We start from the raw sequence: 15,990 nt of genomic DNA, 5'->3' as shown, positions 1-15,990 counted from the left end.
ATAAAGTCTATGAAAAATTTGCCTCAAAAAGTTAGAAGTAGAAAATTAAATTCAAGAGTGGATTTAACCGCAATGGTTAGTGTTTCTTTTTTTGCTGATTATATTTTTTATGGTTGTTGGGGAATTATCGAAATCAAAAACAATGGATCTCGCTTTACCTGAAAAAGATGTATGCAGATGGGGTCATGCATGTATCAAAGCTAATCGGGTCTATACCATATTATTAGACAAAAACGATAAGATAATAACTTATTCTGGAATATTAGAATTTCCCATGGAAACGCCAAAGAAATTTAAATCTGGGAAAAATGAAATCAACCAAGAAGTATTCCGTAAAAAGAAAGAAGTTCATGATTATATGATTTCAGTAGTAAAACCAATGAATGGCGTAATTGTAATAATAAAGCCGAGTAAAAAATCAAACTACGGTAATTTAGTAAACATACTCGATCTAATGAAAGTTGCCAATATTAAAACCTATTCAATAGTTGATGAATTTAGTGCAGAAGAAGAAAAATTATTAGCTTCAAATTAATAATAAGTATTATTTTCAAAAAAGTTCTCGACTCCGCTCGAACTGACAATAGACAAACAACTGAAACAAAAAAAAGTCCCGCATTTCTGCGGGACTTTTTATTTTAGATGAAACTAAGAATTATTTTTTCTCAGTTTTTTCCATTTTAGCTTTTAAAGCAGCTAATACATCATTGTTGTCACCTAAAGTCGCAGCTGGTGCGTTTGTAGATGCAGATGCAGTAGTTTCAGCAGCAGCTTTCACGTTTTTCTCTTCTTCTTCTCTGAAGATAGCAGTGTGAGAAGCAACAACTCTTTTGAATTCTTTGTTGAATTCAATTACTTTGAAATCAGCTGTATCACCTTTTTTCAATTTCTTTCCGTCTTCTTTTTCAAGGTGACGAGTAGGAATGAAAGCAACGATATCATCTCCGAATTCTACAGTAGCTCCTTTGTCAACGATTTCAGAAATCTCACCTGTGTGGATAGTTCCTACAGCGAAAGAATCTTCGTATTGATCCCAAGGATTAGCAGTAGTTTGTTTGTGACCTAAAGATAATTTACGTCCTTCAACATCTAATTCTAATACTACAACATCAAGTTTTTCTCCAACGTTTACAAACTCAGATGGGTGTTTAATTTTCTTAGTCCAAGATAAGTCAGAGATGTAGATTAATCCATCAATTCCTTCTTCTAATTCTACGAAAATACCAAAGTTTGTAAAGTTTCTAACGATACCTGTATGTTTAGAACCTACTGGGTATTTAGAAGTAATGTCAGTCCATGGATCTTGAGTCAATTGTTTGATACCTAATGACATCTTACGATCTTCTCTGTCAAGAGTTAAGATAACTGCTTCAACAACATCTCCAACTTTCACGAAGTCCTGAGCAGAACGTAAGTGAGTTGACCATGACATTTCAGAAACGTGGATTAAACCTTCAACACCTTCAGCAACTTCGATAAATGCACCGTAATCAGCGATTACAACTACTTTACCTTTCACTTTGTCACCAACAGTTAAGTTAGCATCTAAAGCATCCCATGGGTGAGCGTTTAATTGTTTCAATCCTAATTGAATTCTTGTTTTCTCATCATCGAAATCAAGGATTACAACGTTTAATTTTTGGTCTAATTCAAGAACTTCACTTGGGTGGTTGATTCTGCTCCAAGAAAGGTCAGTAATGTGAATTAATCCGTCAACACCACCTAAGTCAATGAACACACCATAAGAAGTAATGTTTTTAACAACACCTTCTAATACTTGTCCTTTTTGTAATTGACCGATGATCTCTTTTTTCTGTACTTCAATATCAGCCTCGATAAGAGCTTTATGAGATACAACTACGTTTTTGAATTCGTGGTTGATTTTTACCACTTTGAATTCCATCATTTTGTTTACATATACATCGTAGTCTCTAATTGGCTTAACGTCAATTTGAGATCCAGGTAAGAACGCTTCGATTCCGAATACGTCAACAATCATACCTCCTTTAGTTCTGCATTTAACAAAACCGTTAACGATTTCTCCAGTTTCATTAGCTGCAATAACTCTATCCCAAGATTTGATAGTACGTGCTTTTCTGTGAGATAATACTAATTGACCTGTTTTATCCTCACGGATGTCGATTAATACTTCTACTTTGTCACCTACTTTTAAGTTTGGGTTGTAACGAAATTCGTTTAAAGAAATAACACCTTCAGACTTAGCATTGATATCAACGATAACGTCTCTATCTGTAATTCTAACTACAACTCCTTCAACTACTTCTTCTTGATCTGTAGCGATGAAAGTTTTTGATACTAGTTCTTCAAACTCTTGCAAGTTTTTCTCATCTACTGCATCGATTCCTTCTTGGAAGTTGTGCCAGTTAAAATTTGCTAAAAACTCTTCTTGTGATTTTGTTTGTTCAGACATGCTGATAAAAAAATTTGTATTCTGTTTTTCTCGAGTTTCTCCATGCGATAGAAAATACAGAAGTTGTTTTACATAAATGGTTGATACCTAATGGAAACTCTTCTCTGCCAAAAGGTCTGCAAAATTAATACATTTTTCTGAATTAACAAAACAAAACCGATATGATTATCAGCCATTTATTTAAGAAGCACAAGATTTGATGTTTTTATGACGTTTAGTCCCGCTATCCGTTGCAATCTTTTGTGTCTCGTTAAAGAAACAAAACACAAAAGGATTTCCACTTCTATCGGGGCTAGATTAGAAAGTCTCGTTTTCATAAGAACCTTAAAAACAAAAACCTTTTGGGTTTGCTTTTAGAAGAAAAGAAATAATAGCGCAAAAAATAAAAGTATTACTACAAAAGCAACTACAAAAAACGCCAAATATTTTTCCTGATTATTAGCTACATAATTAATTGCATAAGTATCAGAATTAATAAAATAAGAATCGAAAACTTCTGGATGAATCTTTATATCAGGTCTGAAATGTGCTAACCCCAACAATAATCCCCTAAACAATTCTAATCGATTAGTATAAAACATACTAGAAATACCATTTTCAGAAAATATGTCTTTACATACTTTCACCTCTCCATCAATTAAAATAAAACAAAAAACAGTCAGTCGTGTAGTTCTGCCACTACCTGTAAAAGCAGCAAAAACATCATAATTTAAAAGATCTGCTTTATTAGAAGATGATACTTCACTCAATTTCCCTTTAAATTTCTCAATCTTTTCAAAGCCATTCCAAAAAATTGTATTTTCAACTTCTTCGCCAAATTTATTTACATAATGAATTCCCTTATCATCAATAATTGTAGCAGCATTCTTTGATGACTTTTTTAAATAAAGCACGATCATAGCTATACAGATAAGAAGAAGAATATAAATTACTATCGAATCTTCATCTATAGGAACAGAAAATAAAAAATACAAGAAAGCAACAATAAGAAACCCTAAAGTGAAATATACAAATATACCATAACCATTATTAAGGCTTTTGGATGCAACTGATGTTATCGATTCAAATTTCGGAAGTGTTTTTTGAGTGTTCATATCTTTTTAGGAAAAGAGCAAATGTACAACTAAAATCATTTTGCATAAAACAAATCCTACATATATAAATCTTGTTAAAAAAAATCCTATTTTCAAAATCGAAAATAGGATTCAAATATTTTAAAGCAAGAATCATTAATGACTCAAATTCTCAATTTCTCTTGGATCATGTTTGTGTTTAAATAAAACAGCAAAAGCAATTGCAATTACCAAAGCATAAAGTGCAAACGAAAGCCAGATAGTATGCCAGTCTTTCATTAAAACTGGATTTGAAAAAATACCATCTGCAGAAATTGAATTTCCTTGGCTTTTTACAAATTCTACCATCTTTTCATTAGAAGCATCTGTTTGTAAAAATCCTGCTAGCTCTGTAGTATTAGCAAATGATTTTGTAAAGAAACGATCAATTGCCCAACCAGAAGTCAAACTTCCTAAAACCGCTCCTACTCCATTGGTCATCATCATAAACAATCCTTGCGCAGAAGAACGGATTTTAGAATCAGTATTGCTTTCAACAAACAAAGAGCCTGAAATATTAAAGAAATCAAAAGCCATTCCGTAAACGATACAAGAAAGGATAATCATCCATAAGCCATTTACAGGATCCCCAAAAGCAAATAATCCGAAACGTAAAACCCAAGCCAACATACTGATCAGCATAACTTGTTTGATTCCGAAACGTCTTAAGAAAAACGGAATTGCCAAAATAAATAAGGTTTCAGAAACTTGAGAAATTGACATAATAATAGTCGAATATTGAATTACAAAAGAATCTGCATATTTTGGAAAATGTTTGAATTCATCCAAAAACACATCTCCATAAGCATTTGTTAATTGAAGCGCTCCTCCTAAAAACATAGAAAAAACGAAAAACAATGCCATTTTGTAGTTAGCAAAAAGTTTAAATGATTCTAAACCAAAAGTTTCAATCCAAGTTGCATTTTCTTTAATTAAACGCTGCGGTTCACATTTTGGCAGAGTAAAAGCGTACAATCCTAAAATTAAAGCGCCTACACCAGCAATATAAAACTGATATTCAGTCGCTTTACTTCCGCTTAAATTGGTAATCCACATCGCTACAATAAAACCAATTGTTCCCCAAACACGTATTGGCGGAAAATCTTTAACGATGTTTTTATTGTTTAATTTAAGTGAAGTGTACGAAATAGAGTTGCTCAAAGCAATCGTAGGCATATAGCAGCACATTGCCAAAAGCATTACTACAATAAAAGTATCTGGTGTTGTAACTTGTGCAATTCCAAATAAAACAGCTGCGTATAAAATATGGAGAATTCCATATAGCTTTTCAGCGTTTACCCATCTGTCGGCAATAATTCCGGTTAAAGTAGGCATGAATAAAGAAGCAATTCCCATGGTTCCAAATACTAAACCAAATTGTGTTCCTTCCCAATTTTTGGTTCCAAACCAATAATTTCCAATTGTGATAAGCCAGGCTCCCCAAACAAAAAATTGAAGAAAGCTCATAAAGATTAACCTGTTTTTAATTCCCATATAGTGAAATTGTCTTTAAAGTAAAAAATGAAGCGGTAAAACTACCATTAAAAATAATATCTACAAAAAATTAAATCGTTTTAACAACATCATTCACTAATTCCAAAACAGCTGCAAATTGCTCTTCTTTATTTAAGTAAGAATTATCAATTTCTATCGCATCATCAGCAATTACCAAAGGAGAATCTTCGCGATGCGTATCCATATAATCTCTTTCTACAACATTTTTTAAAACTTCTTCGTAAGAGACATTGTCACCTTTTTGCTGCAACTCATCAAAACGTCTCTGAGCACGAGTTTCAGCGCTTGCAGTCATAAATATTTTAAGTTCAGCATTAGGAAAAACAACAGTTCCAATATCACGACCATCCATAACAATAGCTTTATTTGTCCCCATCTCCTGCTGCTGTTCTACTAACTTGGCGCGAACCTCCGAAACGGCAGCTACTTTACTAACAAAGTTAGAAACTTCAATAGTTCTAATCTGCTTTTCTACATTTTCACCATTTAAATACATTTCAGCAAAACCAAAATCAGCATTAAATCTAAATTCAAGTTTAATATCGGCTAATGCTTCAATCAAAGCTTCTTTCTTAAAAAAATCAGCTCCAATCAGATTATGCTGCATGGCAAAATAAGCAACAGCACGATACATCGCTCCTGTATCTACATAGACATATTCCAGCTCTTTTGCTAATTGTTTGGCAAGAGTACTTTTGCCTGTAGATGAAAATCCGTCGATGGCAATGGTAATTTTTTTCAATTTTATATTTTTAAATTTTTATTCTATTATAGACTGCTTCAAGTCACAAACAGCCAAAACTAATGCAAATGTAGCCATCTTTATTTTCATATAAAGCATCTAAATTATTTGTTTATCAAACCAATTATAAAATAAAAAACTTTATTGTACAACAGTAAAAAAGACTAGATAATACAGTTCGGGCAATTATTGAAAATTTAAGGTCAAACCAAAAAGACTTGTATTAGCCGCCAATGTATATCTGGAATATGAATAGTTAAATTTCAACTTATTCATTCTTAAACCAAAACCTAATGAGACACCCGAAAAATTACGTTGTTCTTCAACTCGCAACTCTTCTCCTCTTCTAAAATTATATCCTACACGAAAATTAAATGCTTTTTTAGGAAAAAGTTCCACACCAAAAGCTACGTGTCTCAAAGCATTATTCACAAAAGAAACTTTCTCAGCACTTGTAGATCCGTCGATATTGGTTTCTCCTCGATTAGGATTCGAAAAAGAGATATTCCATTGCTGCAAATTTTCTAAAGAAAGATGCCAACGAATTGGTACATGTTCTAATTCCTGCGAAACTCCTGCTACGATTTCAAATGGAAGATTTTCTTTAATTCCGGAGTAAGTAGTAAACTGTGTTCCCATATTTCTAAACACAAGAGCAAAATTCAGGTCATTCATTTGATTTACATAGAGAAACCCCAAATCAACAGCGCCACCAATCGAATTATAGCTTTCAAGAGATGAAGTTATCAGTTTAGCACTTGCTCCTATATAAAAGTCTGTAAAAGGGACATTGTATGCATATCCAAGCGATAAAGCACCTTCACTTCCTGTAAAATTTGAAGTAGCCTGGCCATTTTCGTCATAACCTTCAAATGTACCGTAGTTTACATAGGTAACGCCAGCATAAAAAGTCTGAACATGTCTGTCATATGTATATGCGTACGATGCTGTTCCGTATGAAGCTTCGCCGTAGTAACTTCCGTAATTCAATGCTAAATGATTGTCCATGTCTGCATTTATAAGTGCAGGATTTGACATGGCTTGATTAACATCTTCATCATATATCGTAATAACATCTCCTCCTAATGCAGCTTGTCTTGGCGAAGTGGTTAGATTTAAAAATTGATAGGTGTAACGGCCTCCAACTTGTCCGAAAGAATGCGAACAAATTAAGAATACAAAAAATAAAACAACTTTTTTAAGCATTTGTTTTTGGCGCACCTATATGGCATAACGCAACTGCAAATATAAAATTATATAACACTTAAAATAAAGTCAAATAAAAAAATTCCAAATCCCAATAAGAAAATTGGAATTTGGAATTTGACAATTTAAAGTTTTTAAAATTTACTTTAATTCTTTAGCATTTTTAACTTTTTGATCAGTCAAAGCAACTGCTAAAACTTCGCTCATTTCTTTAACATAATGAAAAGTCAATCCCTCTAAGTATTCAGCTTTTATTTCATCGATATCGCTTTTGTTTTCGTGGCAAAGAATGATTTCTTTAATTCCAGCTCTTTTGGCAGCCAAGATTTTCTCTTTAATTCCACCAACTGGAAGCACTTTTCCACGAAGAGTGATTTCACCTGTCATGGCCAAGCTTTTCTTTACTTTTTTCTGAGTTAAAAGAGAAACTAATGAAGTAAGCATTGCAATACCAGCACTTGGTCCGTCTTTTGGAGTTGCTCCTTCTGGAACGTGCAAGTGAATATTGTATTTCTGGAAAAGCTCTGTACTAATACCTAATTTCTTGGCATTTGCTTTAATGTATTCTAATGCAATTGTAGCAGATTCTTTCATTACAGTTCCAAGGTTTCCTGTAATACTCAATGAACCTTTCCCCTCAGAAATTAAAGATTCGATAAACAAAATATCTCCTCCAACACTTGTCCAAGCTAAACCTGTTACTACACCTGCTACATCATTATTTTCGTATTTATCACGTTCCAATCTTGGCACTCCCAAAATTGCTACAATATCTTCATCTGTAACTTTTTTGTTGTACTCCTCTTCCATTGCAACCGATTTTGCCGCATTTCTGATAACTTGAGCAATTTTAGTTTCTAAGTTACGAACGCCAGATTCTCTAGTATAGCCCTCAATGATTTTTTCTAATTGTTTTTTGCCAATAGTTAAATCTTTTGCAGTTAAACCGTGAGCTTCTAATTGTTTTGGAAACAAATGTCTCTTAGCAATTTCAACCTTTTCCTCTATGGTGTAGCCTGACATTTTGATTACTTCCATTCTGTCACGCAAAGCAGGCTGAATAGCAGACATATTATTTGAAGTAGCAATAAACATGACTTTAGACAAATCATATCCCATTTCAAGGAAATTGTCATAGAATGCATTGTTTTGCTCAGGATCCAAAACCTCCAATAAAGCTGAAGATGGATCGCCGCTATTGCCGCTTGATAGTTTGTCAATCTCGTCCAAAATAAATACAGGGTTTGATGTACCTGCCTTTTTCAAGCTCTGAATGATACGTCCTGGCATCGCTCCTATATACGTTTTTCTATGACCGCGAATTTCCGCTTCGTCACGTAAACCGCCTAAAGAAATACGCACATATTCTCTTCCCAAAGCTTCTGCCACAGAACGCCCGATAGAAGTTTTACCAACTCCTGGAGGCCCTGTTAAACATATAATTGGCGATTTCATGTCATTTCGCAATTTCAAAACTGCCAAATGCTCAATCATTCTTTTCTTTACTTCATCAAGACCAAAATGATCTTTATCTAAAACTTTCTGTGCATGTTTTAAATCAAATTTATCTTTAGAATATTCGCCCCAAGGCAATTCTAAAAACAGCTCTAAATAATTACGCTGAATTCCGAAATCTGGGGACTGCGGATTCATACGGCGCATTTTAGACAATTCTTTTTCGAAATGTTTCTGCGTTTTTTCGTCCCATTTTTTGGTTTTCGCCTTCTGCCCCATTTCGTCCATTTCTTCTTCCTGCGAAACACCTCCCAATTCTTCTTGAATGGTTTTCATTTGCTGGTGAAGGAAATATTCTCTTTGCTGCTGGTCTAAATCAAAACGAACTTTTGACTGAATATCATTCTTCAATTCTAACTTTTGAAGCTCAACATTCATATAACGTAAAGTTTCTAAAGCGCGTTCTTTTAATCCGTTTATTGATAAAAGCCCTTGTTTTTCTTTTACAGACAAATTCATGTTTGAAGAAACAAAGTTTATCAAAAACGATTGGCTTTCAATATTTTTAATTGCAAAAGTAGCTTCAGAAGGAATATTTGGACTTTCCTTAATAATCTGGATTGCCAATTCTTTTACAGAGTCTAAAATCGCTGTAAATTCAGTATCATTTTCGTCTGGACGTTCTTCTGCAACTTCTTTGATTGTTGCTGTCATGTACGGCTCTTCTAAAACAATTTCGTCAATTTCGAAGCGTTTTTTCCCTTGAAGAATAACCGTAACGTTCCCGTCAGGCATTTTAAGTACACGTAAAATACGCGCTACAGTTCCTACTTTATGAATATCATCTTTTGATGGATCTTCATCTTCCTCATTAATTTGAGATACAACACCAATAATTTTTCCGCCTGCGTTAGCATCATTAATTAGTTTGATAGACTTATCTCTTCCGGCAGAAATCGGGATAACAACCCCAGGAAACAATACCGTATTTCGTAAAGGTAAAATTGGAAGCGAAATAGGAAGTTCTTCATTATTCATTTCCTCCTCGTCTTCTGGCGTCAACAATGGAATTAATTCTGCCTCTGAGTCAAATTCTTGAAGTGACAGATTGTCAATAGTAAGTATTTTATGGTTTGACATAATAAAATATAAGTCGTTTTGTCATTAAATTTTTAATACTATCTGTAAAAAGAGTATAGCTTATTGAAGTTTTTACTGAAAACAGGTTTCGTTTTTCAATTACAAGATAGGGCATAAAAATAGACAATCATTATGCCAAAACAAACTTAAAGTACAAATAATTCCAATTACGCAATTTCAAAATACAATCGATTGTACAGTTTAGAAAATAAAAAACCCGAAAATCTTTTTTCGGGTTTTATAACATATTATTTCTGCTATTATTTCAAAGAGTACGAAACGAGTTCTGAAGTAGTTCCTGATGACTCTAATTTTACAATTCCGACATCTTTAGCAATCCAATAGTAAGTATCATATGAAGAAGTTTGCCCTTGCGTTGAAGCTTCTAAATGAAATTTGAATTTAACAACATTATTATAAGTTACCTCTTTCACTTTTATGCTTCCTTTTTCTAAGATAGTTCCTGTATATTTTACATTCATTTTAATAGATGGGAAATTAGGTATATTAAAAGTTGTTTCTTGTGAATAGCTACCTTCCCAAGTTTGATTCACTTCTAAATAATCTTTAAAAATGATAAATTCGTAACCTGTCATTTTACCAGTTATTCCCTCTGCATTGTAAGTAACTTCATCTATACTTACATAGTAATCTCCCCTTACTTTTTTTAGTGAAGCACCAGCGGTTCCAGAAACTTCTTCAGTAGCCCCGAATAGCTGATTAAATTTATAATACGTATTGCCGTCTTTATTAGATGAACTTTCAATTTTTACCGTGCTTTCTGATCCATCTTGGTCAAAGACCCATTGATTTCCCACTTTTGAAGGCCAATAATCTCCTGTTGATTCTCCGGCAGTTTCTTCAGAATCACTGCTACATGAATTGAACATAAGTCCTGTCATAACAAACAGGATTGCAAAGCATTTGTTTAGTTTTCTCATAATTGAATTTGTTTTTGGTATTAAAATTTTATGTGAAATTATAGCAACGAATGTATTATACCTTACGGCATTACGTAAAATCAAAAAATATTTTTTATTTTTTTATCAAAACTGTAACAAACAAAAAAAAGCCAAGTCTATATTAAAAACCAAAAGCCACACTTGAATATAAACAACCAAAATATCGAAGAACTAATTGCGCTTTGTAAAAACAATAACCAAAAAGCGCAGTTTGAAATATACAATCGCTATTGTAAGGCGATGTATAATGTGGCTTTTCGTATTGTAAAAGACGAACATTTTGCACAAGACGTCATGCAAGAAGGTTTCTTAAAAGCTTTTACAAAAATTAATGACTATAAACAAGAAGTGGCTTTTGGAGCATGGTTAAAAAAAATAATCATCAATTATAGCATCGATTTTTATAAGAAAAACAACTCTTTTCAAGTAGAAGATTTAAGTAAACAGCTTTATAAAATTGAAGAAAACGACGGAATTATTTCTGATAATATTGACTTAAACTCTCTGAAAGTAAAACAAGTCTTAGATACAATTCTGCAGCTGAAAGATAATTACAGAATGGTGCTGACGCTTTTTTATATAGAAGGTTATGATCAAGAAGAAATCTGCGAAATTTTAAACATCACATACGCAAATTGCAGAACAACCTTGAGCAGAGCAAAAGATAGTTTGAGAAAAAAATTGGAAGAGATATAAAATGAATTGGAATTATGAAAAATGAAAAAGACAACTTAGACGAATTATTCAACAGATTTGAAAACCAATGGGATATTCAGGAATTAAATCCGGATCACCAAATGGATTTTCTTCAAAAATTAAACAAAAAAGAGCCTAAGAAAAGATATTGGTTCGTGACTGCTATTGCCGCTTCGATTGTATTAATGCTTGGAATATCTATTTTTTATAAAAATGAAAAACCAAAAGAATTCAAATTTGCTTCTAAAGAGACTAAACGCACCGATTCTATTTTCAACATTCTGATTGACAACGAACTGGTTAAACTGAAAGAGAAAAATTCGCCAGAAAATCAGCAGATTATTAATGACGCTATGAAGCAGATGAAAACTTTTGACGCTGATTATCAAAAAATCATAAATGAATTACAAAAAAATGGCGAGAACAAACAAATTATTTATGCGATGATTAGTAATCTTCAAACGCGTATTTCTTTTTTGCAAACCGTTCTGAAAAGAATTGAAGACAACGAAAAACTAAAAAACACCTCTAATGAAAAAACATTATAACTTACTCATCTTATTTCTTTTGATTCCTCTTTTAGGATTTTCAAATGATGACGCTTTTGTCACCAAACAAAAAACAATTAAAAAAACGTATATCGTAAACTCAAATGCAGGAATTGATGTAGACAATAAATATGGTAATATTACTGTAACTACTTGGGATGAAGATAAAATTGATCTTGATATTACCATAAAAGTAAATGGCCCAAACGAAAATTGGGTAAACGAGCGCTTAAACAGCATAGATGTGGATATCACAGCTCTTAAAAGTATGGTAACCGCAGTAACTACGCTTGGAAGTTCAAATATTAAAAGCAAAGGAAGTAATAACAGTTTTGAAATTAACTATGTTATTAAAATTCCAAAAAACGGAACGATTAAACTAGCAAATAAATACGGTAATATTTCTATTCCGAATGCAGAATCTTCTACAGATATAGACTGTAAATACGGGAAAGTTACTTTAGGAAAATTAAGCGGATCTAATAATCAAATATCGATTCAGTACTGCCAAAATTCGAGTATAGACTATATAAAAGCAGGAAATATCGATGCGAGATACTCAAATCTTAAAATTAATGATTCTGGAAACCTGAATCTAAATGCAAGCTATACTGATGTCAATTTAAATGACGGCCAAAACATTAAAGCAGATTGCAACTACGGAACACTTAAATTTCAAAAAATCAATTCTTTAAATGGTTCTGGAAATTATTTGACTTTTATTATTGGGGAAATCTCAAGCAATTTTAGTTATGATACCAATTACAGTAAAATCAGCATAGGAACTGTGACCGAAAAAGCTGGAAATATTACGATAAACTCCGGATATACTGACGTTACAATTGGCTATGTTCCAAACTACGCTTTTGACTTTGACATATCAGGAAAATACACAAACATCAAACATGATAATTCTTTAGAACTTTCTGTTACTGAAATTAAAAGCAACAGCAAGAGAATTGCAGGCTTCTACAAGAAAAAAGGCCAGAACAAAATCAAAATTACTTCCAACTACGGGAATGTTTCGCTAACAAAAAAATAATCATCTAAAAATCAAAACAATGAAAAAATCAATTTTATTATTAGCATTTATACTTTGCACAATTAGCAATGTCAATGCGCAAGACAAAATCAAACTTCAAGGAAACGGAAAAGTAGTTTCTGAAACTAGAAACACAGGAGATTATGATGGAGTTAAAATAGCAGGTTTCTTTGATGTGGACTTGGTGTCTGGCAAAGAAGGGAAAATCACCATAAAAGGAGAAGAAAATTTATTATCTGCAATCAAAGTAGAAGTTGAAGATAAGTCGTTAAAAATTTATGTTGAAAAAGGAACTCAAATACGTACAAGCTCAGGCAATAAAATTCAAGTTACCGTTCCATTTGAGAAAATTTCAGAATTGAGTTTAGCTGGCTCAGGAGATATTCAGTCGAAAGATGTCATTAAAAATGATAATCTAGCACTAAAATTAGCAGGTTCAGGAAATTTAACTCTTCCAGTTGATACTAATAACTTAGAATTGCATGTAAGCGGCTCCGGAAATATTCATTTAAAAGGGACTGCAACCAAGCTTACAACCAAACTTTCTGGTTCTGGTGATATTGACGCTTCGAGCTTAAAATCTAAAATTGTAGAAGCTAACGTTTCTGGTTCAGGAAACAGCAAAGTAACTTGTGATGAAAGCATAACAGCTAGAGTTGCTGGTTCTGGAAATATAAAATATATTGGAAATCCTGAAAAAAGAGATGTAAAAGTTTCTGGATCTGGAACTATTACAAAAGGTTGATTATTATAAATATCACGAATACAAAAGAAATCATCAGTCAAACTATTCTTGCAATTCGTGATATTGGTTGTTGCAAAAGACGTTTCAATTAATTTGAAACGTCTTTTTTATGTACTCTTCTTAAAAGGAAAATTGATGTTACAAAGAATATTGCCAAAATCACAATAGCCGCGCGCGGACTTCCTGTAATCTGATCAATAATTCCGTAAACACACATTCCAATTACAATTCCGACCTTTTCAGCCACGTCATAAAAACTAAAGAATGATGCTGTATCTTCTGTTTCAGGCAATAATTTAGAATATGTCGAACGTGATAAAGCTTGAATTCCACCCATTACAAATCCAACAATGGTTGCCATTACATAAAAATGTATTGGCAGTGTGATAAAATAAGCTAATGCACAAAATACAGCCCAAATTCCATTTATAAATATTAAAGTCGGAACGTTACCAAATTTTTCAGATGCTCTTGAAGTTAAAACTGCACCCAAAACAGCTACTAATTGGATAATTAAAATACAAATAATCAAACCAATTGTGCTTTGTTCTTTGGTTTCCCACTGAATTTCCTGTGCTCCAAAATAAGTGGCCACAAGCATTACAGTCTGAACGGCCATACTAGAAACGAAAAAACCTCCTAAATAACGTCTTAGCGGAATATTATCTTGTAATAAGCTCCAAACCTTCTTTAGCTCTTTAAAGCCGTTAAATATTACAGATTTTGTCAGCTTTTGCCCTGTTTCTTTACTGCCTTTTGGCAAATAATAATATGTATATTGGCTAAATAAAATCCACCAAACCCCAACCATTACAAAAGAATAACGCATTGCTTTCATTGCAGCTTCTCCTTCAGTACCTGATATTCCAAAAAGCTTTGGCTTCATAATCATGGCTAAATTGATGATTAGCAAAATAACACTTCCAATGTAACCTAAAGAATATCCTTTTGCACTAATTCTATCTTGCTGTTCTTCAAAAGCGATATCTGGCAAATATGAATTATAAAAAACCAAACTTCCCCAGTATCCTAATAATCCAAGGAAATAAAATGCTAATCCGACATAAATATTATCCAGATCAAACCAATACAATCCCATGCATGACAAAGCTCCCACATAACAGAAAAACTTCATGAAGGATTTTTTATTTCCAACATAATCTGCAATACCCGATAATAATGGAGAAATAAAAGATACAACCAAAAAGGCTGCCGCTGTGATAAAACTAATTAATGCTGAATTTTTTAGGTGAAGACCGAAAACATCAATGTAATGATCACGATCGCTGAATAACGCTTCATAAAAAATTGGAAACACTGCCGAAGCGATTGTAAGTGTGTAAACTGAATTTGCCCAATCATAAAATGCCCAAGCATTTAAAAGCTTCTTATCTCCTTTTGGTAGGTTTTTCATAGAAATGGTTTGTTAAATAGGCTACGAATTTATCCATTTTTTATGATAATCAAATACAAATTATCTAATTCGTTCATTAATAAATTATAAACAAAAAAGCCATTCGTAATGAATAGCTTTTCTGAATATCCTAAAAATATATTTTATTTAATAGTTCCTACTTTTAATGCAATTGCTTTTGCTTCGGGAATTAAAGCTTTAATATTTGCAATCCGTGTAGCATCAGAAGGGTGAGTGCTCATGAATTCTGGAGTTCCTGAACCACCTGATTTCGCCGCCATTCTGCTCCAAAAAGCTACAGCATCATCTGGATTGTAGCCTGCAATTGCCATCAAAGTCAAACCAATTTTATCAGCTTCACTTTCGTTGCTTCTGCTAAATGGAAGCATAACTCCTACCTCAGAACCAATTCCGTATGCTTGTGCAAATATCTGCTGGGTCGCTTCAGATTTTCCGCTAGTTGCTGCTCCTAAAGCTGCACCTCCTATTTGCTGTAGTTGTGCCGCAGACATTCTTTGCGCACCGTGATTTGCTAATGCGTGAGAAACTTCATGCCCCATTACCGTTGCCAAACCTGATTCGTTTTGTGTAATTGGCAGAATTCCAGAATAAACCACAATTTTGCCTCCTGGAAGGCACCATGCATTTACTTCTTTATTATCAACCAATTTATATTCCCAGCGATAATCTTTTAAGTATTGTGTCTGACCTAAATAATTTAAGTATCTCTCCGCAGCTGCCTTTATTTTAAACCCTACAGTTTCAACAAGTTTTGCATCTGCAGTTCCAGTAATAACTTTGTTTTCATTTAAAAACTGGCTGTATTGCTGAAAAGAAGATGGAAATAATTCGCTATTCGAAACAAAATTCAAATTTTGTTTTCCCGTAATTGGATTTGTTGCGCAACCCATAATAAGTGCTCCAAAAACCCCTAAAAACACATATTTTTTCATAATTCGAGCTATTTTTATAGCAAAAATAC

The 15,990-nt window shown here is 33.0% G+C and carries 14 protein-coding genes; 5 read left to right on the top strand and 9 right to left on the bottom strand.

The annotated features are described in order from the left end of the window. The first annotated feature begins 109 nt into the window (after positions 1–109). Positions 110–535, top strand: a complete 426-nt coding sequence (locus BB050_RS18055) for a biopolymer transporter ExbD (RefSeq protein ID WP_335583302.1) — start codon at positions 110–112, stop codon at positions 533–535. A 120-nt stretch (positions 536–655) separates the two neighbouring features. On the opposite strand, the gene rpsA is transcribed toward BB050_RS18055, so the two are convergent. From rpsA to BB050_RS18020, 7 genes are all read right to left on the bottom strand, one after another. Further along, positions 656–2,431 (bottom strand): 30S ribosomal protein S1, encoded by a 1,776-nt coding sequence (gene rpsA / locus BB050_RS18050; protein ID WP_008468903.1) that lies wholly within the window; start codon positions 2,429–2,431, stop codon positions 656–658. A 353-nt stretch (positions 2,432–2,784) separates the two neighbouring features. Next, complete coding sequence (locus BB050_RS18045; protein ID WP_066034569.1) at positions 2,785–3,525, bottom strand: hypothetical protein; 741 nt, start codon at positions 3,523–3,525, stop codon at positions 2,785–2,787. Between the two features lie 135 nt (positions 3,526–3,660). Next, a complete protein-coding gene (locus BB050_RS18040) occupies positions 3,661–5,037 on the bottom strand; it encodes a nucleoside permease (protein ID WP_066034568.1) in 1,377 nt (458 codons plus the stop codon). Between the two features lie 70 nt (positions 5,038–5,107). After that, positions 5,108–5,800 carry a (d)CMP kinase gene (gene cmk / locus BB050_RS18035; protein ID WP_066034567.1) on the bottom strand — a complete coding sequence of 231 codons (693 nt, stop codon included), beginning with the start codon at positions 5,798–5,800 and terminating at the stop codon, positions 5,108–5,110. Positions 5,801–5,986: 186 nt separating this feature from the next. Further along, positions 5,987–7,006, bottom strand: a complete 1,020-nt coding sequence (porQ, locus tag BB050_RS18030; RefSeq protein ID WP_066034566.1) for a type IX secretion system protein PorQ — start codon at positions 7,004–7,006, stop codon at positions 5,987–5,989. Between the two features lie 141 nt (positions 7,007–7,147). Next, the gene (lon, locus tag BB050_RS18025) at positions 7,148–9,601 is read right to left on the bottom strand and encodes an endopeptidase La (protein WP_008468895.1); all 2,454 of its coding nucleotides are present in this window, start codon (positions 9,599–9,601) and stop codon (positions 7,148–7,150) included. Positions 9,602–9,861: 260 nt separating this feature from the next. Beyond that, entirely contained in the window at positions 9,862–10,542 is a 681-nt protein-coding gene (locus BB050_RS18020) for a TapB family protein (protein ID WP_066034565.1), read from the bottom strand. A 162-nt stretch (positions 10,543–10,704) separates the two neighbouring features. On the opposite strand from BB050_RS18020, the gene BB050_RS18015 reads away from it, so the two are divergent. From BB050_RS18015 to BB050_RS18000, 4 genes are read left to right on the top strand one after another with little or no spacing between them, the layout of a single operon-like run. Beyond that, positions 10,705–11,259: an RNA polymerase sigma factor gene (locus BB050_RS18015; protein WP_035692164.1), complete on the top strand. Its 555-nt coding sequence runs from the start codon at positions 10,705–10,707 to the stop codon at positions 11,257–11,259. 14 nt (positions 11,260–11,273) lie between these two features. Beyond that, positions 11,274–11,807, top strand: coding sequence for an anti ECF-type sigma factor (locus BB050_RS18010; RefSeq protein WP_008468892.1), 534 nt, complete (start codon positions 11,274–11,276; stop codon positions 11,805–11,807). Continuing rightward, positions 11,791–12,849, top strand: a complete 1,059-nt coding sequence (locus BB050_RS18005) for a hypothetical protein (RefSeq protein WP_066034564.1) — start codon at positions 11,791–11,793, stop codon at positions 12,847–12,849. Before BB050_RS18010 ends, BB050_RS18005 begins: the two co-directional genes overlap by 17 nt. Before the next feature lie 19 nt (positions 12,850–12,868). Beyond that, positions 12,869–13,594 (top strand): head GIN domain-containing protein, encoded by a 726-nt coding sequence (locus BB050_RS18000; protein WP_066034563.1) that lies wholly within the window; start codon positions 12,869–12,871, stop codon positions 13,592–13,594. An 88-nt stretch (positions 13,595–13,682) separates the two neighbouring features. Here the strand turns inward: BB050_RS18000 and BB050_RS17995 are convergent, their stop codons facing one another. Next, positions 13,683–15,008, bottom strand: coding sequence for an MFS transporter (locus BB050_RS17995; protein ID WP_066034562.1), 1,326 nt, complete (start codon positions 15,006–15,008; stop codon positions 13,683–13,685). 143 nt (positions 15,009–15,151) lie between these two features. Continuing rightward, complete coding sequence (locus BB050_RS17990; RefSeq protein ID WP_008468888.1) at positions 15,152–15,961, bottom strand: M48 family metallopeptidase; 810 nt, start codon at positions 15,959–15,961, stop codon at positions 15,152–15,154. Positions 15,962–15,990: the final 29 nt, after the last annotated feature.

The organism is Flavobacterium anhuiense, from assembly GCF_001705175.1.
GTDB lineage: Bacteria > Bacteroidota > Bacteroidia > Flavobacteriales > Flavobacteriaceae > Flavobacterium > Flavobacterium anhuiense.
This window is presented reverse-complemented; position numbering and strand designations above follow the sequence as displayed.

Bases quoted from the DNA above. Each gene is read 5' to 3' on its own strand.
- BB050_RS18055 (WP_335583302.1), top strand. From the start codon at position 110: ATGGTTGTTGGGGAATTATCGAAATCAAAAACAATGGATCTCGCTTTA.
- rpsA (WP_008468903.1), bottom strand. From the start codon at position 2,431: ATGTCTGAACAAACAAAATCACAAGAAGAGTTTTTAGCAAATTTTAAC.
- BB050_RS18045 (WP_066034569.1), bottom strand. From the start codon at position 3,525: ATGAACACTCAAAAAACACTTCCGAAATTTGAATCGATAACATCAGTT.
- BB050_RS18040 (WP_066034568.1), bottom strand. From the start codon at position 5,037: ATGGGAATTAAAAACAGGTTAATCTTTATGAGCTTTCTTCAATTTTTT.
- porQ (WP_066034566.1), bottom strand. From the start codon at position 7,006: ATGCTTAAAAAAGTTGTTTTATTTTTTGTATTCTTAATTTGTTCGCAT.
- lon (WP_008468895.1), bottom strand. From the start codon at position 9,601: ATGTCAAACCATAAAATACTTACTATTGACAATCTGTCACTTCAAGAA.
- BB050_RS18020 (WP_066034565.1), bottom strand. From the start codon at position 10,542: ATGAGAAAACTAAACAAATGCTTTGCAATCCTGTTTGTTATGACAGGA.
- BB050_RS18010 (WP_008468892.1), top strand. From the start codon at position 11,274: ATGAAAAATGAAAAAGACAACTTAGACGAATTATTCAACAGATTTGAA.
- BB050_RS18005 (WP_066034564.1), top strand. From the start codon at position 11,791: ATGAAAAAACATTATAACTTACTCATCTTATTTCTTTTGATTCCTCTT.
- BB050_RS18000 (WP_066034563.1), top strand. From the start codon at position 12,869: ATGAAAAAATCAATTTTATTATTAGCATTTATACTTTGCACAATTAGC.
- BB050_RS17995 (WP_066034562.1), bottom strand. From the start codon at position 15,008: ATGAAAAACCTACCAAAAGGAGATAAGAAGCTTTTAAATGCTTGGGCA.
- BB050_RS17990 (WP_008468888.1), bottom strand. From the start codon at position 15,961: ATGAAAAAATATGTGTTTTTAGGGGTTTTTGGAGCACTTATTATGGGT.